The 24,791-nt window shown below is 64.9% G+C and carries 26 protein-coding genes; 6 read left to right on the forward strand and 20 right to left on the reverse strand.

All coding sequences use genetic code 11. The features are described from left to right. The first annotated feature begins 61 nt into the window (after positions 1-61). A complete protein-coding gene (locus tag HDG39_RS15165; RefSeq protein WP_018424646.1) occupies positions 62-466 on the forward strand; it encodes a hypothetical protein in 405 nt (134 codons plus the stop codon). A 16-nt stretch (positions 467-482) separates the two neighbouring features. Here HDG39_RS15165 and HDG39_RS15170 read toward each other — a convergent pair whose 3' ends face one another. The 5 genes from HDG39_RS15170 to coxB are packed head-to-tail and all read right to left on the reverse strand — an operon-like array spanning position 483 to position 5,843. Continuing rightward, positions 483-1,811, reverse strand: coding sequence for a c-type cytochrome (locus HDG39_RS15170; protein ID WP_184006666.1), 1,329 nt, complete (start codon positions 1,809-1,811; stop codon positions 483-485). Beyond that, positions 1,811-2,227, reverse strand: coding sequence for a hypothetical protein (locus tag HDG39_RS15175; RefSeq protein ID WP_184006668.1), 417 nt, complete (start codon positions 2,225-2,227; stop codon positions 1,811-1,813). The genes HDG39_RS15170 and HDG39_RS15175 overlap by 1 nt, the downstream gene beginning before the upstream one ends. Further along, a complete protein-coding gene (locus tag HDG39_RS15180) occupies positions 2,224-2,865 on the reverse strand; it encodes a cytochrome c oxidase subunit 3 (protein ID WP_018424643.1) in 642 nt (213 codons plus the stop codon). The genes HDG39_RS15175 and HDG39_RS15180 overlap by 4 nt, the downstream gene beginning before the upstream one ends. 1 nt (position 2,866) lies before the next feature. Beyond that, positions 2,867-4,864, reverse strand: coding sequence for a cytochrome c oxidase subunit I (gene ctaD, locus HDG39_RS15185; RefSeq protein WP_184006670.1), 1,998 nt, complete (start codon positions 4,862-4,864; stop codon positions 2,867-2,869). Positions 4,865-4,892: 28 nt separating this feature from the next. After that, positions 4,893-5,843, reverse strand: coding sequence for a cytochrome c oxidase subunit II (coxB, locus tag HDG39_RS15190; RefSeq protein WP_311666671.1), 951 nt, complete (start codon positions 5,841-5,843; stop codon positions 4,893-4,895). Between the two features lie 332 nt (positions 5,844-6,175). Between coxB and HDG39_RS15195 the strand changes: the two genes are divergently transcribed. Then, positions 6,176-8,632: a penicillin acylase family protein gene (locus HDG39_RS15195; RefSeq protein ID WP_184006672.1), complete on the forward strand. Its 2,457-nt coding sequence runs from the start codon at positions 6,176-6,178 to the stop codon at positions 8,630-8,632. A 43-nt stretch (positions 8,633-8,675) separates the two neighbouring features. On the opposite strand, the gene HDG39_RS15200 is transcribed toward HDG39_RS15195, so the two are convergent. Both HDG39_RS15200 and HDG39_RS15205 read right to left on the reverse strand, forming a co-directional pair. Beyond that, entirely contained in the window at positions 8,676-9,641 is a 966-nt protein-coding gene (locus HDG39_RS15200; protein ID WP_184006674.1) for a PDR/VanB family oxidoreductase, read from the reverse strand. Next, positions 9,638-10,726 (reverse strand): Rieske 2Fe-2S domain-containing protein, encoded by a 1,089-nt coding sequence (locus HDG39_RS15205; RefSeq protein WP_184006676.1) that lies wholly within the window; start codon positions 10,724-10,726, stop codon positions 9,638-9,640. Before HDG39_RS15205 ends, HDG39_RS15200 begins: the two co-directional genes overlap by 4 nt. 185 nt (positions 10,727-10,911) lie before the next feature. Between HDG39_RS15205 and HDG39_RS15210 the strand changes: the two genes are divergently transcribed. Then, positions 10,912-11,412, forward strand: a complete 501-nt coding sequence (locus HDG39_RS15210) for a MarR family winged helix-turn-helix transcriptional regulator (protein WP_018424636.1) — start codon at positions 10,912-10,914, stop codon at positions 11,410-11,412. 20 nt (positions 11,413-11,432) lie between these two features. On the opposite strand, the gene HDG39_RS15215 is transcribed toward HDG39_RS15210, so the two are convergent. Beyond that, positions 11,433-12,371, reverse strand: coding sequence for an NADP-dependent oxidoreductase (locus HDG39_RS15215; protein WP_184006678.1), 939 nt, complete (start codon positions 12,369-12,371; stop codon positions 11,433-11,435). A gap of 204 nt (positions 12,372-12,575) precedes the next feature. On the opposite strand from HDG39_RS15215, the gene HDG39_RS15220 reads away from it, so the two are divergent. After that, positions 12,576-12,809, forward strand: a complete 234-nt coding sequence (locus HDG39_RS15220) for a DUF2795 domain-containing protein (protein ID WP_184006680.1) — start codon at positions 12,576-12,578, stop codon at positions 12,807-12,809. Between the two features lie 62 nt (positions 12,810-12,871). Further along, a complete protein-coding gene (locus HDG39_RS15225; protein WP_184006995.1) occupies positions 12,872-13,783 on the forward strand; it encodes a DUF72 domain-containing protein in 912 nt (303 codons plus the stop codon). Here the strand turns inward: HDG39_RS15225 and HDG39_RS15230 are convergent. The 6 genes from HDG39_RS15230 to HDG39_RS15255 form a co-directional block, all read right to left on the reverse strand. After that, a complete protein-coding gene (locus HDG39_RS15230; protein WP_184006682.1) occupies positions 13,775-14,437 on the reverse strand; it encodes a UdgX family uracil-DNA binding protein in 663 nt (220 codons plus the stop codon). The two genes, HDG39_RS15225 and HDG39_RS15230, sit on opposite strands and share 9 nt — an antisense overlap. 27 nt (positions 14,438-14,464) lie before the next feature. Further along, complete coding sequence (locus HDG39_RS15235; protein WP_018437257.1) at positions 14,465-14,617, reverse strand: DUF6496 domain-containing protein; 153 nt, start codon at positions 14,615-14,617, stop codon at positions 14,465-14,467. 125 nt (positions 14,618-14,742) lie between these two features. After that, complete coding sequence (locus HDG39_RS15240; protein WP_184006684.1) at positions 14,743-15,414, reverse strand: hypothetical protein; 672 nt, start codon at positions 15,412-15,414, stop codon at positions 14,743-14,745. Positions 15,415-15,422: 8 nt separating this feature from the next. Then, entirely contained in the window at positions 15,423-16,829 is a 1,407-nt protein-coding gene (locus HDG39_RS15245) for a selenium-binding protein SBP56-related protein (protein ID WP_184006686.1), read from the reverse strand. 262 nt (positions 16,830-17,091) lie between these two features. Then, positions 17,092-17,532, reverse strand: a complete 441-nt coding sequence (locus tag HDG39_RS15250) for a zinc-finger-containing protein (RefSeq protein WP_184006688.1) — start codon at positions 17,530-17,532, stop codon at positions 17,092-17,094. A gap of 107 nt (positions 17,533-17,639) precedes the next feature. Continuing rightward, on the reverse strand, positions 17,640-18,317 hold the full coding sequence (locus HDG39_RS15255) for a DJ-1/PfpI family protein (protein WP_184006690.1): 678 nt from the start codon (positions 18,315-18,317) through the stop codon (positions 17,640-17,642). Positions 18,318-18,473: 156 nt separating this feature from the next. On the opposite strand from HDG39_RS15255, the gene HDG39_RS15260 reads away from it, so the two are divergent. Beyond that, entirely contained in the window at positions 18,474-19,448 is a 975-nt protein-coding gene (locus tag HDG39_RS15260; RefSeq protein ID WP_184006692.1) for a GlxA family transcriptional regulator, read from the forward strand. A 36-nt stretch (positions 19,449-19,484) separates the two neighbouring features. Here the strand turns inward: HDG39_RS15260 and HDG39_RS15265 are convergent, their stop codons facing one another. From HDG39_RS15265 to HDG39_RS15290, 6 genes are all read right to left on the reverse strand, one after another. After that, positions 19,485-20,045, reverse strand: a complete 561-nt coding sequence (locus HDG39_RS15265; protein ID WP_184006694.1) for a hypothetical protein — start codon at positions 20,043-20,045, stop codon at positions 19,485-19,487. A gap of 378 nt (positions 20,046-20,423) precedes the next feature. Beyond that, entirely contained in the window at positions 20,424-21,419 is a 996-nt protein-coding gene (locus HDG39_RS15270) for a vWA domain-containing protein (protein WP_184006696.1), read from the reverse strand. Next, positions 21,416-21,961: a hypothetical protein gene (locus HDG39_RS15275; RefSeq protein ID WP_018424622.1), complete on the reverse strand. Its 546-nt coding sequence runs from the start codon at positions 21,959-21,961 to the stop codon at positions 21,416-21,418. Before HDG39_RS15275 ends, HDG39_RS15270 begins: the two co-directional genes overlap by 4 nt. Beyond that, positions 21,958-22,944: a vWA domain-containing protein gene (locus HDG39_RS15280; RefSeq protein ID WP_184006698.1), complete on the reverse strand. Its 987-nt coding sequence runs from the start codon at positions 22,942-22,944 to the stop codon at positions 21,958-21,960. The genes HDG39_RS15275 and HDG39_RS15280 overlap by 4 nt, the downstream gene beginning before the upstream one ends. Next, positions 22,941-23,864 carry a calcium incorporation protein MxaA gene (locus HDG39_RS15285; RefSeq protein WP_184006700.1) on the reverse strand — a complete coding sequence of 308 codons (924 nt, stop codon included), beginning with the start codon at positions 23,862-23,864 and terminating at the stop codon, positions 22,941-22,943. Before HDG39_RS15285 ends, HDG39_RS15280 begins: the two co-directional genes overlap by 4 nt. Beyond that, positions 23,861-24,772: a DUF58 domain-containing protein gene (locus HDG39_RS15290; RefSeq protein WP_184006702.1), complete on the reverse strand. Its 912-nt coding sequence runs from the start codon at positions 24,770-24,772 to the stop codon at positions 23,861-23,863. The genes HDG39_RS15285 and HDG39_RS15290 overlap by 4 nt, the downstream gene beginning before the upstream one ends. Positions 24,773-24,791: the final 19 nt, after the last annotated feature.

Genomic DNA, 24,791 nt, shown 5'->3' on the forward strand with positions numbered 1-24,791 from the left:
CAGAAAAGCGAGCCCTACTCGCGCTGCACCTGCGAAGCCGCCGCGCACGCGCCCGAAGGCTATGCTGCGCCCGATCGTACCTGCCAAAGCAGGCGAAATTTCGCTCGACTATCACATGACGCTCGAGGCATTACGCAGCGGCGTCGCCAATCAATATCACGTCGGCAGCATGGCGCAGGCCATTTACATGGCGATGCTGCTGAATCAGCGCGGCTATGGTTCGGCCGTACCCGAGCTGTTTCGCGACGCGGAGGGCGTGATTTTGCGCTGCCGGCAGGCGGGACTCGAAACGGGCATCTTTGTGGTCGATCCTGACGCCTACGCCCTACTCGGTCAGGTTCTCACGCTCTTCGATCAGCAACTCGCGGCGGCACCAGTAGGGGAGTTGATCGCGGTCAATGCGAAGCTGAAGACGCTGTTCAGCGCCGCCAATGGTCACTGCGACGGCAACGAGAACACCGCATGACGAGGCGCGTTGGCATTTACTTGCGCAATGCGCCGCGCACGCTCGACACATCGTTTCGCGTGACCGGTCCGGCCGCATTTCCCCATGCGGTCCGAACAAACGTAAGCACGCGCGCCATTTCGGTGTCCGTCAGCTTGCCGGCGAAAGACGGCATCTTGCGCGGCTCCGGTCCCGACTCGGTATGCGGACTGCCCCCGCCTTCGACCAGCAACCGCACCAATGACGCGCTCGACGCCGACAACACCGCGGGGTTGCCCGCGAGGCGCGGATACTTTTGCGGCACCCCCGACCCATCCATCTGATGACAGCGCGCGCAATATGATGCGTAAATGCCCGCGCCGGGTATTTCCACATCCCCGGTTTTCAGCGCCTGTACGGTTTGCCGCGCGGCGGCGGAGCGGGCGTTGAAATAGCCGCTTGGCGCGCGCGGCGGCAGGCTCTTCAAATACGCGGCGATCGCCGTGAGATCGTCGTTGTTCAGGTACTGCGTGCTGTCTTCGACGACCTGCACCATGCTGCCGAACGGGACGAGTCCGCCGCCGTGGCCGTTTCGAAGGAAGTCGACGATGTCGGTCGCGGAACTGCGGCCGAGCCCCGAGCCCGGGTCGGCGCTCAGGTTCGGCGCGAACCAGTGATCGTTGGTGCCTCCCGTAAGATAGGCCGATGCCGACTCGTCATAGCCGCACTCTTCGTACGCCGGTCCGCGCGGCGTGTGGCAGGCGCCGCAATGGCCGAGCGATTGCACCAGATACGCGCCGCGATTCCATTGCGCATCGCGTTTCGCATCGGCTTTGAACTGGCTCTTCGGCGCGAATGCCCAGTCCCAGAACATCAATACCCAGCGCTGATTGAATGGAAACGGCAAGCGCGTTTGCGGGGCAGGCACCGGGACCGGTTGCACACCGTGCATGAAGTATGCGTAGAGCGCGTGCATGTCGTCGTCGGTGATCTTCGCGAACGACGGGTACGGCATCGCCGGATAAAGCCGCTTGCCCCCGGGCGCGATGCCCTCGCGCAACGCGCGTGCGAAGTCGTCATAGCTATAACGGCCGATGCCGTATTGCGGATCCGGCGTGATGTTCGACGTATAGATCGTGCCGAATGGCGATCCCATGCCGAGGCCGCCGGCAAACGGCGGCGTTGCTTCAGGCGCCGCACCCGGATGCGGCACGCGCGGCGCAGCGGTGTGGCAACCGGCGCAATCGGCGGCTTTGGCGAGATACGCGCCGCGCGCGATCTGCGCGGCGTCGGTGGAGGCGCTGGCGGCGTTTGCGGTCGCAGCTATCGTCAGCGCGGATGCGGCCGCGATGGCGAACCTGACCGCGTTGAGAACGTCGCGCTTCATCACCACCACCTGCACGGCGACACGATCGCGACCGCGGCATCCGTTGCGATCAATGCGAACAGAAACAGCGTGCTGCACATCACCGCGACGTGCGTCAGAAACCAGTCGAGTTCGGCACGCGTGCGGCGCTCGCCGTTCAGCGCACCGAACTTCAGTGGCGCGACGCGGCGCAGATTGCGCCACGCGACCCACGTGCCGAACGCGCCCGCGATCAGACACACGGCGCCGAGCGCGACGAGCGCCGGACGCATCCACGACACGAGCGGCGCGCCGAGCGGATGGTTGTACGGATAGCAGGCCTGCGCCGCGAGGGCTTCCGCGAGCATCATCTGCAACAGCCACGCGAACGGCGCCGCGAGCAGACCGATCAGCACGTAGGGCATCGAGATGTGCGAGTCTCTGGGCGCGGTCGTCATGACCACTCCCGGAACAGATACGGCGTCAGATACAGCGTGCTGAAAATGAACAGCCAGACGACATCGACGAAGTGCCAATACAGCCCACCGATCGACAGCGCCGCGCAGCGCTTGTCGTCGAAATAGCCGAGCGCGGTCCAGATCGCCAGCAGCGTCAGCACGACGATCCCGACCAGTACGTGCGCCATGTGAAAGCCTGTAATCGTGAAGTACAGCGAACCATAGAGATGCGAGGTCAGGCCATACGGGTGGTTGTGCCATTCGCGCAACTGAATGCCCATGAAGATGCAGCCCAGCACGATGCCCACCGCCATCGACGCGACACCGAGCCGCAGCCGGCGCCGACGCACGCAGCGCTCGCAGAACCAGACGAACACGCTGCTCGATAGCAGAATGACCGTATTCGCGCTGCCGAGCCCGAGCTTCGGCAATCCTTCCGGCGGCCAATGCTGCTGGCTTTGAGAGGCCAGATACAGATACGAGAAGATCAGATAGCCGAACAGCGCGCCTTCGGTCGTGATCAGCGTGAAGCAGCCCCACCAGCCGCTCGATCGCTCGCCCGCGCTGCCAACCGGCAACGCACGCGCGGTCTCGTCCGGTTCGCTCGACGAGCGATTGAGATCCAGTGCATCGCTCATGTCAGCCCCCCGCATCCTCGACCGCGACCGGCTCGCGCTGGATCAGCGCGCGCTCGGGCCACAGCCACGTGATGATCGAGACCGCGCAGCCGGCCAGCGTCGCCCCCAGGAACACCCAGGCGGTCAACTCGAGCCCCGCGAACAGTAGCGCGGCAAAGACCGCGAGCCAGAACGGCGCGTACGAATCTTTGGGCATCTTCAGGATCACGTCGGGACTCGCCTCGAGCGCGGTCGTGCCCAACGCTTCGCGACCTTGCGCGAGCAGATAGCCTTCGTCGAGTTGCGAGCGTGTTTGAACCGCGTCGCCCGGCTCCTCGATCCGGCCTTCCCACAACGGATGCCGGCTCGCGAGCGTCGGCACCACCGCGAAGTTGTACGGCGGCGGCGGCGAGCTGATCGACCATTCGAGCGTCGGCGCGTCCCACGGATTGTTGCCGGCGAGCTTGCCGCGCTTCAGGCTCACCGCGATATCGATCAGAAACAACAGCACGCCGGCCGCGAACAGGAACGAACCGAGCGACGTGACGAGGTTCACCGTGTTCCAGCCCATGTCGGCGGGATACGTGTACATGCGGCGCGGCATGCCGAGCAGTCCCGCGATATGCATCGGAAAGAACGCGACGTTGAAGCCGATGAACAGCACCCAGAACGCGAGCTTGCCGAGACGCTCGTTCGTCATCCTGCCGGTGAATTTTGGAAACCAGAAGTAGATGCCGCCGATCACCGGAAACACGTTGATGCCAAGCAGCACGTAGTGCAGATGCGCGACGACGAAGTACGTCTCGGTGAGTTGCCAGTCGAACGGCACCGCGGCCGTCATCACGCCCGAGACGCCACCGATCACGAACAGCAGCACGAAGCCCGCGAAAAACAGGAACGGCACGCGATACACGGGGCGACCGGTCCAGATCGTCGCGACCCAGGCGAACGTCGCGACCGCGCTCGGCACCGCGATGACCATGCTGGCCGAGCCGAAGAACGACAGCGCCAGCGCGGGGATACCGGTCGCGAACATATGGTGAATCCACACGGCGAAGCCGATCACCATCGTCGCGACCGTCGCCAACGCGACCGGCCCGTAACCGACCAGCGGCCGGCGGCAAAAGACCGGCAACGCATCCGACACGATGCCCATGGCCGGCAACACGACCACGTAGACCCACGGGTGCGCGAAAATCCAGAACAGGTGCTGCCAGAGCAGCGGCCGCCCGCTATTGAGCACGTCGAAGAAATGCGTGCCGATGCGGCGGTCCATCCACAGCATCAGAAACGCGAGGCTCACCGACGGCACCGCCAACAGATTGCCGCCCGACGCGGTCAGCGTGCCCCACACGAGCACTGGCACGCGATCGAGCGACATGCCCGGCGCGCGCATCCTCAGCAGCGTGACGACGAAGTTCATCGCGCCGACCGTCGTCGAAATGCCTAGCAGCACCATGCCTAGCGCGTATACGTCGATATTCGGGCCGTTGCTGTACTCGAGACCGGACAGCGGCACGTAGTTGAACCAGCCGGCGTCGGGCGCCTGGCCCGTCGGAAAACTCGCATACAGGAAGATGCCGGCGAACAGGAACACCCAATACGACAGCGCGTTCAGGCGCGGAAAGGCCATGTCGCGCGCGCCGAGCACGAGCGGCCATAGATAGTTCGAGAAGCCGGACAGAACGGGCAGCGCGTACAGAAAGATCATCGTCAGTCCGTGCATTGTGAACAGCTGGTTGTACTGTTCGGGCGTCAGCACCGTTGCGTTGGGGCGCGCCAGTTGAACGCGCATGATCAGCGCTTCGACGCCGCCCATCAGCAGAAAGATGAACGCGGTCACCAGGTAGCGCAAACCGATGGTCTTGTGATCGACCGTCGAGAACCAGCCGCGCCAGCCGGGCCGCGACTCCCAGATTTCGCGCAGCCGCTTTTCCTCCTCGCTGCCGGGCTCGACACGGCCGCGCCGCGGCGTGCGGGTCAGTGCGGGTAGCGAAGCGGAAGCGGGATGGTCGGACATTGAACGGACTCCTCGAGTGCGATGCGCTTCAATGCAGCGTCGCGAGATACGCCGACAACGCGGCGGCCTCGCTGGTGGTCAGCGCGATACTGGGCATCAATGCATCGGGTTTGATCCGCTGGGCGTGCTCGATCCAGTCGAGCAGATGGTCGGGCGTGTTGCTGAGCGCGCCTGCCGCGATCGTGCGACGCGAACCGAGATGCGTCAGATCGGGCGCCTGCAGGCCAGTCGCCTTGGTGCCGCGAATCGTGTGGCAACCCGCGCAGCGCTCCTCGAACAGATGCTGGCCGGCCGCGACAGCCGCGTCGCCCGTGGGCACGGTGGCCACGCGTCCCTGCGCGTCGCGCCACGCGTTGAACGCCGCGGCGTCCTGCGCGATCACTTCGAACGCCATATGCGCGTGCTGCGCGCCGCAGAATTGCGAGCACTGCCCACGATAAATACCGGGACGGTCCGCCTGCAGCCACTGCTCGTTGGTTTGGCCTGGAATCGTCTGCGTCTTGCCCGCGAGTTGCGGTACCCAGAATGCGTGCACGACGTCCGCGCTTTTGAGTTCGATCTTCACCGGCTCACCGACCGGAATATGAATCTCGTTCGCCGTGCCGAAGTTGCGGGCGGGGTTCGGATCGTCGCGGTAATCGGCTTTCCACCACCAGTCGTAAGCGGTCACGGTGATCGTCAATTGCGGATACGACGCGGGCGACGCCACCGATTCGAGCGTGATCAATGCATAGACCAGCATCGCCAACAGCACGACCGACGACACCGCGGTACCAATGAACACCCAGCGGATGCCGCCAGGCTCGGCGCTCAGCGCATCCGGTTGCGCCGGGGGACGCTTGCGAACCATCGCGCCGATCAACAGGCCAGCGACGATCAGCGTGACCAGCGTCACGATCGCGGTGAAAACCCAGCCGAGGTACAGCGTCGGACGAGCCGCCGGGCCAGCCGCGTGCAGGAAGTAGTTCAGCGGCGCCATCGTGTTCGCGTGTGCGGAGTTGGCGAAACCGATAGCCAGCGCCGGTAACAACGTGAAGCTGCCGTCCCTGACGCGCCGGCCTGACGTTCCGGATGCTTCCGCTGCTGCCACTGGCGGCTCCGCTGAGAGTGATGATCGTTCGACACGCGCCGTCGCCTGCGAACGAGGCGACGCCCGAGCAGATCAGCAAAAATCAGGCCGCGTCCGCCGAGGGTGCTGGCGTGGCGGAGAAACCGCTCGCAGCCCCAGCGTGACCCGCCGCCAATTCCCCGCTAAGCTCGCGATTGCGACACGCCCGTCATCGCTCAACGTCCGCCCAACCACAAAAGGCCATGCGTTCGAACGTCTCTCCGCTCCGCCGCCTCGCCGCTCTGCTGATCGCCCTGCCCGTCGCCGCCGCTCTGCAAAGCTGCGCGAGTCCCGATGCGGACAACGTCGCGCACACCGGCCCGTATCGCGCCGACATCCGCCGCACCGCGCTCGGCATTCCGCACATCAACGCCGACAACTGGGGCAGCCTCGGCTACGGATACGGCTACGCGCAGGCGCAAGACGATCTGTGCACGATGGCCGAAAGCTTCGTCACCTATCGCGGCGAACGCTCGCGCTTCTTCGGTGCCGACGCGCGGCCCACGCTCGGCGCGACGTTCGGCCAGCCCGACAATCTCAATTCGGATTTCTTCTTCCGTTTCATCGTCGACGATGCGAGCGTCGCGCGTTACCGCAAAAGCCAGACCGACGACATGCGCGCGTTGATCGACGGCTTCGTCGCCGGCTATAACCGCTACGTCGCCGATCTCGCGCACGGCGATTTCCCGGGGGCGCATGTGGCCTGCCGCGCGGCGCCGTGGCTCGGCAAGATCAGCAACGCGGACTTGTACCGGCGTCAGATCACGGCGAATCTGGCCGGTGGCGAGGCGCGCTTCATCAACGCGATCGCGACCGCGCAACCGCCCCAGGCGATGCCGGTGCCGCCGCAAAGCGCGTTGCACGACGACGCCCCCGTCGACCCACCGCTCGCCGAATTCGGCGGCCATGCGGGCATCGGTAGCAACGCTCTCGCGTTCGGCGCGGACGCGACGCACACCGGCAGCGCGCTGCTGCTCGGCAATCCGCACTGGTTCTGGACCGGCCCCGATCGCTTCTACCAGGCTCAACTCACTCTTCCTGGCAAGCTGAACGTCAGCGGCGTGTCGTTTCTCGGCGTACCGCTGATCATGATCGGCTTCAACGACAACGTCGCCTGGACCCATACCGTCTCCACCGCGAAGCGCTTCGGCCTCTTCAAGCTGACGCTCGAACCTGGCGCGCCAACCCGGTATCAGGTCGACGGCAACAGCGAAGCGATGACGCCGACGCGCGTGTACGTCGAGGTACGCGCCGCCGACGGTTCGCTGCATACCGTGTCGCGCACGCTGTATCGTTCGCGCTTCGGACCGCTGGTCAATCTCGGCACGATGTCGCCCGCGCTCGCGTGGAATGCGCAGCAGGCGTTCGCGCTGCGCGATATCAATACCGACAACTTCCGCGTGTTCGAAAACTTCCGCGCATGGAATCAGGCGGCCTCGCTCGACGATTTCGTCGCCATCCAGAAGAAGAACGCGGCGATGCCGTGGGTCAACACGCTCGCGATCGGCCGCGACGATCCGCGGGTCTGGTACGCGGATATCGGCGCGACCCCGGACGTGCCCGACGAACTCACGCAGCGTTGCACGCCGCCGGTCGGCCGGGCACTGGCGCGGATCATGCCGGGCGTGCCGGTCCTCGACGGTTCGCGCAGCGACTGCGACTGGCGCGACGAGCCCGGCGCGATACAGCATCATGCGTTGCCGGTCGCGCAGATGCCGTCGCTGCTTCGGCGCGACTATGTCGGCAATTTCAACGACAGTTACTGGCTCAGCAACCCGGCCGCACCGATGACCGGCTATGCGAAGATCATCGGTGCGACCGCGACGCCGCAGACGCTGCGCACGCGACTGGGCCATACGATCGCGGCGCAATTGCAGAGCGATCCGCATGGCGTTTGCGCCGATGCGCTCGGTCACGCTGCGCTCGACAGCCGCTCGATGTCGGCGTTGCTGTTCAAGCAACCCGTGCTCGAACGTCTGTGCGGCAGCGACCCGCTCGCGGCCCTGCCGGCCGACCCGAACGCCGACCAGCAGCGCGCGGCGTGCAAGGTACTCGCCGCATGGGACGATACGGCCGCGGCCGACGCAGTGGGGGCAACCTTGTGGGACGAACTGTGGCGACGTCTGCTGACGATACCGCCCGCGCAGCTATACGCGGTACCGTTCGATCCCGCGAAGCCGTTGACCACACCCGCGGGCATCGCCGCCGATCCGGCGCAGCTCGCCGCCGCGCTGCATGACGCGCTCGCGGCACTGCAACGCGCCGGCATCGCGATCGATGCACCGCGCAGCGCGGCGCTCTACGTGCAACGCAACGACGAGCGCATTGCGCTATTCGGGGGTTGCGACGCGGGCGGCTATTTCACCTCGGCGTGTGCCGCGCATCCCTTCGATGCGAGCGGCTATTCGATGAACGTCAAACCAATGGGCGATACCTATTTGCAGATAGTGTCGTTCGCCGGCGCTCAGGTGGTCGCGCGCACGCTGCTCGCACCGTCAGAATCGGATGACCCGGCGTCGCCGCACTATGCCGACGGGACGCGTGATTACGCCGCCCAACGCTGGACGATTATTCCGTTCTCCGAAGAAGCGATTGCGCACGATCCGGCGTTGAGTGTGCGCACGGTAAGTTCGTCGGATTCTGAGGGAAAAGCGCAATAAATAAGCGGTACGACGGGCAACAGGCCCGTCGTACCGCCGAAAATCACAGATCGAGCACCAGCAGCGGCGATTTCGCACGCGAGCAGCACGGCAGGAACTGATCGTTGGCCGCGCGTTCCTCGTCGGTCAGATACGAATCCAGATGATCCGGCTCACCGGACAGCACCCGCGTCAAACAGGTACCGCACACGCCCTGCTCGCACGACGTGATCACTTCGACGCCATGCGCGGCCAGCGCCTGCACGACCGTGCATTCGGGCGGCACGTCGATCGTCGCGCCGCTGCTCGCGATGCGCACCTGGAAGCTGCCGCCCGTCGCCGCCTGATTCGCGGCCGCGCCGAAGAACTCGTAGTGCAGCCTGGTTTCCGGCCAGCCCTTCGCACGCGCGGTCTCGAGCACGAAGTCCATGAAGCCGCGCGGACCGCAGACATACAAGTGGGTGCCGGCCGGCGCATCGCTGAGCGTCTGCTCGATATCGAACGTCGAGCCGCCCGGATGGTCATCGTGATGAAGCTGGACCGACTTCGCGAAGCCAGCTTGCGCAAGACGCTCGACGAACGCCGTGCGTTCCTTCGAGCGCGTGCAGTAGTGCATGGCGAACGAAGCGCCCGTGGCGGCAAGCCGCTCGGCCATGCAAAGAATCGGCGTGACGCCGATCCCGCCCGCGAGCAGCAGATGATGAGCCGCATCGTCAGCGAGCGCGAAATGATTGCGCGGCGCGCCGATCTGCAGGAGATCGCCTTCGCGGACCAGATCGTGCACCGCTTTCGATCCGCCGCGTCCCCCTTCGTCGCGCAGCACAGCGATCAGATAGCGATGCGTTTCGCGCGGATCGTTGCACAACGAGTACTGACGCACGAGCCCGTTTGGCAAATGCACATCGACGTGCGAGCCGGCGTCGAACGGCGGCAACGCCTGAGCGTTTTCGCTCGCGAGTTCGAAGCTCGCGATACCGGGCGCTTCGTCGCGCCGGCGCGCGACCACCACATTCAGCACGGGATGATTCATGTCGCCGTCCGCACGGGAATGACGCGCGTCACTTCAGCCTGCGGCGCGCCCGTCGCCGCGCGTTCCTGCGCGACGAGCCGATCGATCACGCGACGCGACATCACGCCGCCCGCGTCGATATTGAGCTTCAGCAGATTGCGCTCGGGCCAGCGCAACAGGTTCTGCTGCTGACGTTCGAGCATCTCCAGATCTTCACTGAAGATCTTGCCCTGCCCTTCGCGGATGCTCGCGGTCAACGCCGGATCGTCGGGACGGAAATTGCGCGCCATGCCCCAGAAATACCAGATCGACGATTGCGTTTCCGGCGTGATGAAATCCACCACGATCGACGACGCTTTCTTGTCGGCCGGCGCGGCGTGATAGCCGCCATGCCCGGCATGCGCGACGCCCACCTCGATCAGCACGTGACTCGGCGGCGTGAAGTGGCAGATCTGCCAACGGTCGACGGGCACGTCGTCGGCGAGACCATTGCCGCGCAACGCCATCTTCCAGAACGGCGGGGCCGCGACGTTTTCCATGAAACGGCTCGTGCGCACGGTATCGCCTTCGGCCACGGTTTTCGGCGCGGCTTCGTCGATCTCCCTTTGCCCGATGCTGTTCGCGTGCACATAGGTCTCGTGCGTCAGATCCATCAGGTTGTCGATCATCAACCGGTAATCGCAGCGGATGTGATAAAGACCGCCGCCGTACGCCCATTCGGCACTCTCGGCCCACTCCAGATGATGCAGCTTGGCGGCATCGGCCTGCGCCGCATCGCCGGGCCACACCCAGACGAAGCCATAGCGTTCGATCACTGGATAGCTGCGAATCGATGGAAAGCCGTTGACGCGTTGCCCCGGCATGCCGGTCGCCTTGCCCTGACAGCCCATTTCGAGGCCGTGATAGCCGCACACGAGCGTGCCATCGCGCACGAAACCGAGCGACAGCGGCGCGCCGCGATGCGGACAGAAGTCTTCGAGCGCCACCACGGCGCCTTCCGCGTTGCGATAGAAAACCATCGGCTCGCCGCAGATCTGCCGGCCGAGCGGCTTATCCGCGACTTCATCGGGCATACATGCGACATACCACGCATTCTTGGGAAACATGTCAGTCTCACTCCCTGGATTATTCGTGCATTACATTCAGCCTACTCATTGAGATTCAGTGTACTCAATGAATCTTTAATGATTAAATGAAGGTTTTCCCCTAGACGAACTTTCAATCAGGTAACACGAACGCCGGTTCGCCATTTCCATTCGCAACGAAAAGGCGCGAGGTCTTCAGAACTAATATGGTCACTTCAACCGATACCAGCACTTCCGCGATCAGCATCGATCTGTACGATCAGCCCGGCCATTTGATCCGACGCGCGCATCAGATTTCCGTGTCCATGTTTCATGATCTGATCGGACGCGAGGTGACGCCCGTTCAGTATGCGGTGCTCAGAATGCTGCAGGAATTGCCCGGACTCGATCAGGTCACGCTCGCGCAGCGAGTCGGCCTCGACACGTCGACCACCGCCGATATCGCGGTACGGCTCGAAGCGAAAGGCTGGATCGTGCGCGAAGTTCTGCCGCGCCGCCAGCGTCGTCTATTGCTGACGCCGGCTGGAGAGCAGTTGCTCGATGAATTGATCCCCGGCGTCAACGCGCTCAATCACGGCCTGCTCGACGGGATGGGAGACGAGGACGCGCGAGAGCTATTGAGACTGTTGAGAAAGTTCGTGCATCTGAATAACGATCAGAGCCGCGCGCCGCTGCGCAGCGCGAGCGACGACACGAATCCGGACTAGCAAACAGCGCGCTCTCCGTACTACGACGCCACCTCCACCACGATCTTGCCGCGCGCGTGGCCTTTCGCGAGCCGTTCCAGCGCCTTGGCCGTCGCATCGAACGCAAACCGTTCGGCGACCACGACGCGCACGCTGCCCTTGTCGAGCAACGACGCGATCTCCGTCAATTGCCGGCCGTCGGGTCGCGCGGTATAACGCGTGGCCCGTGCGCCATGGTTCGACGCCTCGGTCTGCGAAGGCTCATTGAGCGTCGAGACCAGCGCGCCACCGGTCGCGACGGCCGACCACGAGCGGCGCTGCGTATCGCCGCCGATCAGATCGAACACGAGGTCGATGTCGCGCGCGACGTCTTCGAAGCGCTGCGCGTGATAGTCGATCACGCGATCCGCACCGAGCGAGCGCACGAACTCGATGCCGTCGCCGGACGCCGTAGCGTACACTTGCGCGCCCTTCTGCTTGGCGAACTGCACGGCGAAATGTCCAACGCCACCCGCGCCCGCATGGATCAGCACGCGACCACCGGCTTCGAGGCAGCCGTGATCGAACAGGCCCTGCCACGCGGTCAACGCGGCGAGCGGCACGGCGCCCGCGGACCCCACATCCAGTTTTTCCGGCGCACGCGCTAGCGCGCTCGCGGGCACGACAACGAATTCCGCGTACGCACCCTGTCCCTGGCCAACGAAGCCATACACCTGCTCGCCCGTGCGCCATCGCCCGACGCCTTCGCCGACCCGTTCGACCACTCCGGAAAAATCGCGCCCCAGCGTATAGGGCAGCTTCTCTTCGCGAATCAACGGGTACTGGCCCGAGCGCGTCTTCAGGTCCACCGGATTCGCGCTCGCCGCGCGCACGCGCACCAGCACCTGGCCCGCGCCAGGCTCGGGGATCTCGATATTTTCAGCCTTCAACACCTCGGGACCGCCGAAGCGGTGAATGCGATATGCGAGCATCGTGCTCATGATGGCCTGCTCCTCGAAAGGTCCTGTGTCAGCAGCGCTATTTTGCTGGCTGCGCGCAAGCCGCGTTCCTTATCGCTGGGTTCTTTTTCATCCGCGCGACGTGCGCCGCTGGAAAACGCAACACGAGCCCGCGCGCCGAGGCACGACATATGCGACACCTACCGGTAGGCGCACAGTCGTGATGGACTCATTCAAGGAGGAACCATGTCACAGCACCCCGCCCATTCCCAGGATCACCGCCACCCCGGTCAGCCGAATCCCGCTGACGTCGAAAAAGCAATCAGTGGCGTGAATTACCCGACCACACGCGAAAAGCTGGCCGCGCAGGCGCGCAAAAATCACGCGAATACCGACATCGTCGATCTGGTCGACCGTCTGCCCGATCACAATTTCGACAGCCCGGCCGCGGTGGCGAAGCAAATCGCGCGTATTCAATGACGCTGCGATCCGTCGAGCCGGAACCGGACTCCGAACGCCATTCCGCCGGACTCGACGCGCGAATGAAGAAAACCGGCGATGTGCGTATCGGCATTTCCGGCTGGCGCTACCAAGGTTGGCGCGGCAGCTTTTACCCAGAGGATCTCAAACATGCAGCGGAATTACAGTACGCGTCGGCGCTATTCGGCACGATCGAAATCAACGGCACGCATTACAGCCTTCAATCGCTCGATAGCTGGCAGCGTTGGTACGCGCAAACGCCTGACGGCTTCGTGTTTGGCATCAAAGGCGCGCGCTATCTGACTCATATGCTGCGGTTTCGCGATGCGAGCGCACGTGTCGGCATCGCGAACTTCTTCGCGCAGGGGCTACTCGCGTTGAACGAAAAACTTGGTCCGATCCTATGGCAATTTCCGCCGTCGTTCCGATTCGAGCCCGACGCAATGGAGCGCTTTCTGCGCGTGTTGCCGTCCGACATCACAAGCGCATCGGCGCTGGCGAAGCAACATGACGCGCGTGTCAAGACGCCTTACGTCGACATCGATCGCAAGCGGAAGTTGCGTCACGCGGTCGAAGTGCGCCACGCGAGCTTTGTCGATCCGGCGTTCGTGACCTTGCTTCGGCATTACGGCGTCGCGCTCGTCGTTTCAGATTCCACCGAACCGTGGCCCGTCGCCGAAGATCTGACGGCGGACTTCGTCTATATTCGCCTGCACGGCAGCGAAGCCAAATACTCGGGTTCGTATGGGGACGACGCTCTGCAACGATGGGCCGAGCGAATCGATGCATGGCGCGGCGGCTCGCAACCGGCCGACGCGCGATTGATCGCGCCGCAACTCCGGCCGCCTCGCAGAGCCGCGCGAGACGTCTACTGCTACTTCGACAACGATGTAAAAGCTCGGGCGCCGTTCGACGCACAACGATTGATGAAAGGCCTCGCATTACGAGCGACGCACGCGCCCGCGTCATCCTGAGCGCTTGCCGCCATGGGCCAGTTTCTGTGCGGTGCGCAACGCTGCGACGATTCGCTCGTACACCTCGCGACGCGTTTCAGGGTCCGGCGCGCGCAGCGCAAACGACGGATGGTACGTCGCGACCACGCGTTGCTCGCCGCGCTCGAGCGTTTTGTCGAACGCGTCCTGCAAGCGCGCGTGCGAGTCGTGAACAACCGCTTTCAACGCGGTCGCGCCCAGTGCCACGACCACACGCACATGCGGCATGTCGAGTTCCTGTTCCAGCCAGTAGCCGCAAGCATCCACTTCACGCTGAGCGGGCGTTTTGTGCAAGCGACGCTTGCCGCGCGCGATCCACTTGAAATGCTTGACGGCGTTCGTCACGTAGACGTCGTTACGCTTGACGCCCGCTTCTTCGAGCGCCCTGTCGAGCAATGCGCCGGCCGGCCCGACGAAGGGCTTGCCCTGCAGATCTTCCATGTCGCCGGGTTGCTCGCCGACCAGCACGATCGACGCGTACCGCTCCCCTTCGCCTGCCACGGCCTGAGTCGCGTTGCGCCAGAGCGCGCAACGGCGGCAATCGCCGAGCTTCGCCGGATGCTGATCGGGTTCAACATCCGCTGGCTCCGATTGCGAGTCGCCATGCGCGCGCTTTTTCTGCGGCGTGTCGGTCATGGGTACGACCGCGCGTGCTGAAGCAGCTTATTTCTCACTCTTCTTCGGAATCTTCGCGCCCGACTTGCGCGCCTGATTCAACGCGATCGCAACAGCCTGCTTGTGCGGCTTGCCATGCTTCGACTCGGTCTTGATGTTGTGCGATACGGTCTCTTTCGATGTCCCTTTCTTCAGCGGCATGATCTTCTCCGGGTGTAGATGACGAGAGGAAAAATCAGGACCCGCACGGAATGGCGTCCCTGCCCGAAGCTACGCAGCATATGCTGTGCCCGGGGCCATCATAGGCCTCGTCGGCCTCGTCGAAATCAACTGGAAACACCCACTGCCGCCGCATTCAACGCCAGCGACACGCCCCCCACCAGAATCAGACTCGACGCCCACACCGCATCGAGATTGAACCAGCTGCGCGACACGAACCTGAGCCCGAGGTAGCGATAAACGAGCCATGCGAGCACGCCGCCGGCCATCGTCATCGCCGCCGCATGCACGGCGGAGACCGACAGCGCCATGCGCAGACTCGTTTCGATCAGCGTTTGGGCGGCTTTGTGCGCGCTGTCCATAGCGTCGGCGCGGCACAGACCGAGGTAGATCGGCACCAGCATCAAGCCGGCGCCGTGCGCGATCGCCACCGCGAACGACCAGAGCGCGAGCCGCGACGGCGGAATTCTCGCCAGTACGCGCGGATGGCGCCGGCGCATCAGCAACACCAGACCGAAGCCGATCACCAGCACGCTCGCGCCGATCTGCATCTGACGCTGCCACGCGAGCACGCTGGCCAGCATTGCGAACGGCAGCATCATCAGCAATATGGCGAGCGCGTGCCCCGCTGCGAGATAAAGAAGCGCTATGACCAGCGCTTGCGAGCGCCGCTGCATCAGCGCGTTCGACACCGCGAGCGGCCAACCCATCGCCGGATTGAGTCCGTGATACACACCGCTCGCGAGGACGGCCAGCCACAGTGCCGTTTGCGGCGACATCGCGACGCTCAAACGCCCACCGAGGGATAGCAGAATGAATCGGTCGAGCAGTCGCCGCCTTCGAGGCGAATCTGGTGCGCGCGATAGCCGGCGGGAAACTCGACGAAGAAATCTTCGGCGAGCTCGAGACCGCCATTGGGCTCGGCATGCGCCATCACTTGCACGCCGGGCACACCATCCGGGTAGAACTGGTCGTCCCACGTCGAATAGAGCGAGTTGGTCCAGTAGATGCGCTTGCCGTCGCGACTGATCTCGACCATCTGCGGACCGCCGGCGAAAGTCTTGCCGTTCGGATGCGGCGTGCAATGTTCGATTCCACCGATGCGCACCGAGCCCGTCAATTTCGGCTTGCGCGGTTCGCTGACGTCGTACTGGCGCATCTCGCCGGTACCCCAGCAGGAGACGTAGAGGAATTTATCGTCGATCGAAAGATCGATGTCGGTGACGAGCGGCGGCACCGCGCCGAAACCTTGCAGCAATGGCGGCAACTCGTCGGCATGCGCGGGCTCCGGTGGAATGGTCGCGGTCTTTTCGATGTGGAAGTGGCCGCCTTCGCGCCACCAGGTCCAGATCGACCCTTCCAGATTCGTCGTATCGACCACGACACCGATAAAGCCGTACTCGCGGCTCGGGTCGTGCGCGGGCCGCACTTCGAGCGCCATCTGATGATTCGCGCCGAGATCGAGCGTCTGCACGTTGCGCCTCGCGCGGAGATCCCAGAAGTGCACGCGGTGGCCATATTTGTTCGCGAGCAGGTCTTCGGGCACGATGCCGTTTTCGAATTGCGGCGGCAGCGCCCATTCGGTCGACACCATGTAGTCGCGCGGCAGATTCCACCAGAAGTCGTAATGCTTTTCCTGCGCGCCGCGCTCGATTTCCCAGCGGCCCAGCACCTCGAATGTTTGGCAGTCCATGATGAAGATTCCGGGCGGCCCGTCGGTGCCGTCCTTGCCACCACCGCCGAGCGTGCTCACGTAGATGCCTTCCGGTCCGCAATGCACGGTGTGCGGACGCGAATAGCCGGTCTTGCGGAAAATTTCCTCCGGCTCGATGATCTTGTGAATCTTCGCCTGGGTCGGATGCGGCTTCGTATCGACGATATAGATGCGCGACGAGCGCATGCCCGGAATGATCAGATAGCGACGTTCCAGAAACGCGTGGCCCGTCAACGGCGACAACGCGGACGAACACGCGTTCCAGCCGAAGTGATGGAATTCGTCGCCCTTGTTCGGCACCGGCACCGTGTGGACCACCTGGCTATAAGTCGGCGAACCGGGCTTCACGTCGATCACGGCCAGCGCGTCGGGCTGCGAGGAGTCCGGACTTAGCAGTACCGTGTACGCGTATTCTTCCGCCGGCGCATCCATCGCGAGCTTCGGCGATGCATGAAAGGTAGGATCGGGGCGCATTCCCATGACGGCACTCTCCCTGTCGTTCGAACGGTTCTGAACGGAAGCCCGGCCCGCCAAAAATCGAGCCAGCGTAACTTTAGATTTGTAGTTCACGATAGCGACGGACGCAACCGGAGATTTGCACCCGGACGCAGCTGCGATCCGACCGCCGAGCCGCATCGCACGAGAACTGCCAATTTGGTGGGGGTGAAGAGGCGCGGGGAAGGCGGTATGGCGGGTTGGTATTGGTGGAATGAAAGGCTGCTAATCGCTTGGGGATATCACGCTATCTCGCACGCCGAGCCTCGACAAAGGCCTCGACATAACGCAGCGCCTGTTCGCACTGCTCGGGCGTGAACGCGTGAATGCTCGCCGGAACCGGATCGAAGCCAAGCTCGGTCGCGACCCACCGGATCGCTTTCGCGCGGGCTTCGAACGCGTTGACGCCATCGCGGCGCACCTTCCCGGCAACGAGCGGTTCGAGCGCATCGTGCAGCTTGCTCTTCGCCTCGCGCAAGCTCGCGTCGGCAAGGCGGCCGAGCGGCAAGTTGTGCTTGCTGCGCGAATAAACGCCGATCCACGCCTGACATGCGGTGCAGATCCACAGCGGCCCTTGATCGCTGCGATAGGGGTAGGACTCGTCGCCGTAACGCGCGAGCAACGCACGGTTGCCGCAGTAGTCGCATGACGGCTGCGGCAGTGCCTTGACGGGCTTGCCTACGCGCATAGGGAGTGCCCCAGGGAAAATTCGCCGTACTTCATCGCATCAATCCGACTGGCGGAAACGGGTAGAGCCACACAGTTTAATGGAATGGCCGTACCCGCATGCAAGACTTAGCTTCTCTCCGCGATCTCCATCACTACCCGACGCCGCGTGGCGAGGCCTGCGGCCGACCGTCGCCGGACCAGCTCCACCACCGCTTGCGGCGCCAACGCCGGATCGCCCGCATCGAACGGCGGGGCTGGCGCGTATTCGAGTTCGAGCTGGATCGCCTGCGCCTCTTCTACGCCCGCCAGTTCGGCCGCGACGGTCAACCCGAAATCGATGCCCGCCGTCACGCCGCCGCCGGTAATCAGATTGCCATCGCGGACCACACGCGCATGCGTGGGTATCGCGCCGAGCGGTTCAAGCAGCGAGTGAAACGCCCAGTGAGTCGTCGCGCGCCGCCCGCGCAGCAAGCCGGCCGCGCCAAGCAGCAACGCGCCGGTGCAGACCGACGTCACGTAGCGCGCGCTCGCGGCCTGTCGGCAAACGAAGTCGATCGTTTGCGCGTCTTGCAACAGATCGGTCACACCACTTCCGCCCGGCACACAGATCACGTCGAGCGGCGGGCAGGTTTCGTAGGTCGTGCCCGGCGTCAACACGAGCCCGTTACTCGACACCACGGGCTCCCTTGTCTTCCAGATCAGATGCATCGTGGCGCCCGGCAACGATGCAAGCACGTCGTGCGGGCCAGTCAGATCGAGTTGCTGTACTTTCGGAAACACCAGAAAACCGATTTGCAGGCTCATAGGGATACCTTATCTAGGGAGAAGTCGAAACGCGCGATCCGCCGCGTCTTCCAGGTGGACGGATTGATTCTATGCGCGTAGTCTTTGGCAAGACTGCCATTAACCCCCGTTTTTCTGCCACGCGCGCGCTCTCTTACAGCCCCTATTACACACGATATGTTCAGCGCTCCCCCCTCCATCGTGCTGCTCGCCTTCCCCAACATGCAACTGCTCGACGTCACCGGTCCGCTGCAGGTATTTGCGTCCGCCAATGAACTCGTTGCGCAGCGTGGGCTCGACGAACTCTACTCACCCCGCGTCGTGGCAGCCGAAGCCGGGCCCGTCACGTCGTCGTCGGGACTCGCGGTGCTCGCCGGTTCGCTACGCTCGGTGAAAGCGCCGGTCGATACGCTGATCGTTCCGGGCGGCTGGGGGATTCGTCAGGCATCGGCCGATCAGCGTCTGATCCGCTGGACGCAGCGCCATGCGCCGGATTGCAGACGCGTCGCCTCGGTCTGCTCGGGCGCGTTCCTGCTTGCCGAGGCGGGATTGCTCGACGGCCGCCGCGTCGCCACGCATTGGGGGCGTTGCGACGAACTCGCGCAGGCGTATCCGCAACTGCGCGTCGAAGCCGATCCAATCTTTATTCGCGACGGGGCTATCTGGACATCGGCGGGCGTCACCGCCGGCATCGACCTCGCGCTGGCCATGCTCGAAGAAGATCACGGACGCGCATTGGCGCTCGATGTCGCGCGCGAGCTCGTCGTGTTTCTGAAGCGGCCGGGGGGTCAGTCGCAGTTCAGCGCGATGCTGTCGCTGCAACATGCCGACGACCGTTTCGGCGAATTGCATGCATGGATGGCGTCGCATCTCGCATCCGACCTGTCGGTCCCCGCGCTCGCGCGACGGCTTCATATGAGCGAGCGCAGCTTCATGCGCCACTACAAGGCGCAAACGGGCCGCACGCCGGCCCGCGCGGTCGAGCAGCTACGCATCGAAGCGGCACAGCGCTTGCTCAGCGAGACATCCTGGTCGATCAAACGGATTGCGGCGCGATGTGGATTCGGCAGCGAGGAAACGATGCGCTGCAGCTTCGTGCGCCAGCTGCGCGTGGCGCCGCAGGTGTATCGCGAGCGCTTTTCGTCGACGTGACTCGTCGACGTGACATGCGCGGCCGTCCGACATCACTCAGTAGCGACGTTTGACGATCAGCGTCGCGCCCGTATCGTGAGAATGCAGAATCGCGACGCGCGCGGTGCCGGAGAACACCCAGTTGTCGATCGTCAAGGACAAGCGTCGCTGCGGTGACGCGCCAATCGACAACACCGAACTGTTCATCTGGACGATGGACAATTGCGGCGCGGTAGATGGACCCAGATGCAGAGGATTCGAAGCATTTTGCGCGACAGCCTTTGCGCCCGGTTCGGACACCGGTGCGAACTCCGGTCCGGACGACATCAATGCCTTCGCAGTGCCGAGCTGGGCATCGCGCGTCACGTCCACGCTATAGTAATTCTCCATTTGCGCGAAGAACGGCTTGCCCTGATCCCCGCGATACTCCATCGCATAGCGCTGCTGCTCGAAGTAGCGCCGAGGCTCGGGAATCGGCGGCACGACTTCGACGGGCGACGCGACGATGTTGGCGACCATCATCGCTTGCGGCACATCGCCGAAGGGGCCGCCCGCAAACGCGTAGCCGCTCATCAAGACGAGCAGCGCTCCGACAATCCTCTCGTTTTGGCACGTCATCACATGCCTCCAGTGAAGGAATTGAAACGTCACATGACACAGCGCTCCCGTCGAACCGAGCGCCTTGCAGCGTCGCTTGCATTCAGACATTGTAGTCAGTCATTGGCGTACCGGTAGGTCAATGTGTGAGGTATCTCGCGTGTGTGGCGAGCGCATGCGCCTTCGCGACTCAGCGCTGGAGTCGACGTCGAAGTGGAACGATTGAGAATGATTCCTGGCAACGCTCTCCGGCCTCGAAGACCGGCAAAAGCTTCTGGCGCAAGCCTCGTGAGTCGGTCGATCCCGGCAACTCTTGCGAGGTTTCGCAAGCAACTACGCGACTCGATTGGATACCTGCACCTTCAATCGTTGCAGCATCAACGTTCGCGCTCGCGTGAGTCAGTCGACTCGTGTCGGCCGGCCATTGAATGCCGGCGCGATAAGCAATACGATCGTTCGAATGCGCTTTCGCCAGGCGCGCGGCCATGCGAGAACGGCATCCGGTATGAAGCGCGCGACGAGCAGCAGCAACGCGAGCAGCGCTGGACACCAGCGCAGATCGGTCGGCACCGGTTCGCGGCGAGCGAAGCGCGCATCGAGCAGCGCATCGCCGAACGACGTCACGTTCAGCAGGCGCCGGTAGTCGAGGCCAGTCTGCCCCGCCACCGACGCAAGGTACTCGCCGCGCAATTCGGACAACTCCTCGTGCGTTTGCGCCTCGACACCGGAGCCTGGCGTCGGCGGCACCTGGATCACGTCGTCGGCCTGCCAGTAGCCGATCCGGTTACCGTTGGCGTCGGTCTTCGGAATGGCCGCGGGCTGGTCGCCGCCGACGCCGATCAGCCAGCCCCTGATCCGCGCGGCATTGATGCCCTCCATCAGCGGGCGCGCCGCCGATACCGGCGGCGCCTCCTGACCATCGGTGACGAACGCGATGGCCGCGCCGCCGCCGACCTCCTGCGCGACCCGCACGGCCGAATACACACCGCCCTCGGCAATGCGGCTCCAGTCGGTCCAGCGCATGCGCCCGTCGATGCCGTCGAGCGACCCAAGCAGCGCGTCGTAGTTGCCACAGACTTCGACCGGCGCCATCAGCAGCAACACCCGCTGCCCCGTGAATACGCTCCAGCCGACCTTCGAGCCGCACGGCAAGCGCCCGAGCGCGTCGCGCATCGCGGCCCGCGCGAATCTGAGCCGGCTGACCGGAGCGCCGTCGAGCACCACGTCCTCGACGTCCATGCTTTGCGTGATATCGAACGTCACGATGTAGTTAAACGTGTTGCGCGGCAAAGTGACGTCCGGCATCGCAACCGCCGCGATCAATGCGACGAGCGCGAGCGGCGTCAACGCGTGACGCCATCTTGCGAAGCCGCGCTCGCGCGAGACGCCGCTCATGGCAAGTCCTGGCTCTGCGGGTCACGCAGCTTGACGTTGTGCTGCTCTTTCACATCGGGGCCGGCGAGCGCGGACGGCGTTTCCGGCGCAAGCCACAGCGCGCGCTCGAGGTTGTAGCGCGCGTCCCAATCGTCGGGCGCCGCGCGCAGCGCGAGCCGGTAGCGCGCCTTGGCCTCACCGATCATCGCGAGAGACCTGACCGTCTGCGCCGTGTCGCCGCTGCCTTCGCGCAGGTACAGGTTGCCGAGATCGAACAGCGCCGCGCGGCCGACTTCGTCAGGCGGGCTGCCCGCGGGGATCAGACCGTTATAGAGCCGCGCCGCCGCGTCATACGCGCCCGCTTTCGACAGCGCTATCGCGCGGGCCAGTTGAACCTCGCGTGCGTCGTCGCCGGCAGGCTGGTCGCGCGCAGCGGCGTTCGTCGCGAGAATGGCCTGATCGACGCGCTCCGCGTGCTGCAGACGAACGAAGCCATACGCGGCCCACGCGGCGCAACAGATCGCCACGGTGCCGAACAGCGTGTGGATCAGCGTGCGCTTCATGCCCAGCTCCTGAGCTGCAACTGGTGCAGCAGCACCAGCAGCGCCGAACAGAACAGCGCGAGCGCGAAACAGTACAGACTCAGGTCCTGGCGAGGCAGATGCTCGACGAACGTCGTCGTCGCGTTCTGCTGCCGGTTGATCTCCGCGATCGCCGCCATCATCGCCTTCGGGTCTTCAGCCTGAAACAGCCTATAGGGCGTCCTGAGCGTCAGAAAGAAACGATGCAGCTGCGCTTCGGCCGAGGTTCCGCTGACGGGCTGCGTCGCGTTCAGATCGGGACTGAAGACGCTGCTGCGCAAGTAGATGAAGTACAGGGCGATCTGGTCGCGTCGCAGTCCCGCCTCGATGCGCCGTTGCATCGTTTCGTCGAGCACCGCGCCGCCATCGGAGACGAGCACGATCGCGCGGCGGCCCGACGACAGGCGCCCGTCGAACTGCGCGATCGCCGCGAGCATGCCGCGATCGAGCTCGGTGTCCGGCATGCCACGGCCAATCGCCGTCGCCGCGACAGCGGCCTCGATCACGCGATGGTTGTACGTGAACGGCATCGCCAGCACGGGGTTGGTGCCGAACATCATGAACGCGAGCCGGTCGTTGGGCCGCTGCTCGACGAAGCGCGTCAACGCGGCGCGCGCCACGTGGTTCTTGGAGTCGCCGCGCGGCGCCTCGACGCCCTTGCTGCCCATCGGCTCGTCCATGCTCGCGCTGCGGTCCATCAGGATCAAAATCTGCGCGCCGCTGCCGGTGCGCAGCACCTGCAACTGCGAGCGCCCCGGCCCCGCCAGCCCGACGACGATCGCGGCGATCGCCAGCGCCGCGCCGCCGCGTACGAGCCAGCCGGCCGCGCGCCCGAGATCGTCGGCGGGTAGCCACGCGACGCTCGAAAACACCAGCGTGTCGCTGCGTCGCCGCAGCAGCGGCAGCGCGGCGAGCGGCAGCAGCACCAGCATCCACGGCAGGGCGAAATCGAGGCTCATGGTCATCGCTGATGGCGCCTCTCCGCCCGATACAACGCACGGCACAGCGCGTGCAACGACAGCTCGCCGGGATTGCCGACGGCCTTCGGCGCCGGTGCGAAAAAGCGCTCGGACGACGCCAGATAGAAACGTTCGAGCTGCGCGCGCAACGGTTGCAGATAGGGCGCGCGCGCGAGCAACGCGGATAGCGAAGCCGCATGCACGACCTGGCCGGCGGTTTCGTTCAGCGCGCGATGCAGGCAGACCCACGCATCGCTCGATGAAGCAGCGGGCGCCTCCGGCAGCCGCTGCATCTGCCGCCATGCACGCGCGAACGGCAGCCGTGCCGCCTCGCGTCGGTTGCGCGCCCACCACCAGCTCGCCCACGCGAGCAGGGTCACGAGCAGCAAGCCGAGCGCCCATGCGATCTGCCGACGCCAGCCGGCTGTGCCCAGCATGGGTGCCTGACGATCGGGCCGCAGCGGCTGCAAATCCCCTGCGGCGAACGCGGTTTGCGGGGTCAACGGTCCGATGCTCGCCGGCCATTCGGCGACCTGCAATTGCGTGCCCGCCGCCGACGTCAACGTCAACGCGGGCAACGTGATCTGCGTGAGCGTCTGCGGCGCGTTGACGACCTGATACGCGATCACCATCCACTTGCGGCCGTTGGCATCGGTTTCGAGCGTCACGGGCCGGCGTTCGAGCCACACGCCCGTGCGTCCGACCGAAGGCGGCGTGACCGCGCCGATGTCCCGATCGTTGGCCTCCAGCAGCACGCGCTGCGTCAGCACGTCGCCGAGCACATAGCCGAACGCGCGCGGCTCCTGAACGCGCGCGGTCACCACGGCGGCGCTGGCCGTCGCGCTCGCGGCGCCGCAGAGCGACGCGATCAGCATACGCAGCGCCGCCCGACGAGCGACGCCACCGCGCAAACCGCGCGCGCTCATACCGTCATCTCCAGAAAGTAGCGCGACATCGCTTCCGGATCGAACGCGCCTTCGACATAGAACGGCCGGATGCCGCGCGCGCCGAATCCCGCGGCGAGTTCGTCGCGACGGCGCGCGACGCCTTCGCGCCAGCGCTCGCGCACATCGCGGGAAAGCCACACGCGACGCTCCTCGCCGGACTCCGCATCGTTGACGGCCAGCAGCAAGGCGTGCTGCGGCGGCGTGATCTCGGCCGCGTCCCACACGACCATCGGCACCACGCACGCATGCACCAGCATGTCGAGTACCGACGACAGTCGCGCGAGCGGCCAGTGGAAATCGGACACGACGAACACGAGCGCCTGGCGTCCAGCGATACGGATCGCGCAACGCCGCAATCCTTCGACGGCCGCGCATCCGGCCTGACGTCCGGCCTGACGTGCTGCCTGACCATTCGCCTGACGATCAGCCGTTTCACCGGCGCGTTCGCGCAGCATGCTCGCGAGCAGCGAGCCGGTGCCCCGCCCCGTGCGCGCCGGCATGAACAGATCGTCGCGTTCGCCGCCATCGAAGGCCAGCATGCCAAGCCGGTCGCCGACCCGGAACGCGCTATGGCCGAGCGCTTCGACGAAATCGGCGGCGACCTCCAGCTTCGTTTTACGGCTGCCGAACCGCATCGACGCCGATACGTCGACGATCACGAACACCGGCACCGCGACGCGCTGCAAATGCACGCGCACGAGCCACTCGTCGCGCGCCGCGCGCAAGCTCGCGCGCAGATCGAGCCGGCGCGGGTCCGGGTAGTCGAACAACCGGCCGTGCATCGCGAACTGCTGACCCGAGCCGAAGCTCGAGCCCGGATGCGAGCCGGGCCGCGCGCCGGCCGCGCGCATCGGCAGACGGTAGTGAAATTCCGCGGTGCCGTTCATCGTGGTACGCGCGCCGGCG

The organism is Paraburkholderia lebeckiae, from assembly GCF_014201005.1.
Taxonomy (GTDB): Bacteria; Pseudomonadota; Gammaproteobacteria; order Burkholderiales; family Burkholderiaceae; genus Paraburkholderia; species Paraburkholderia tuberum.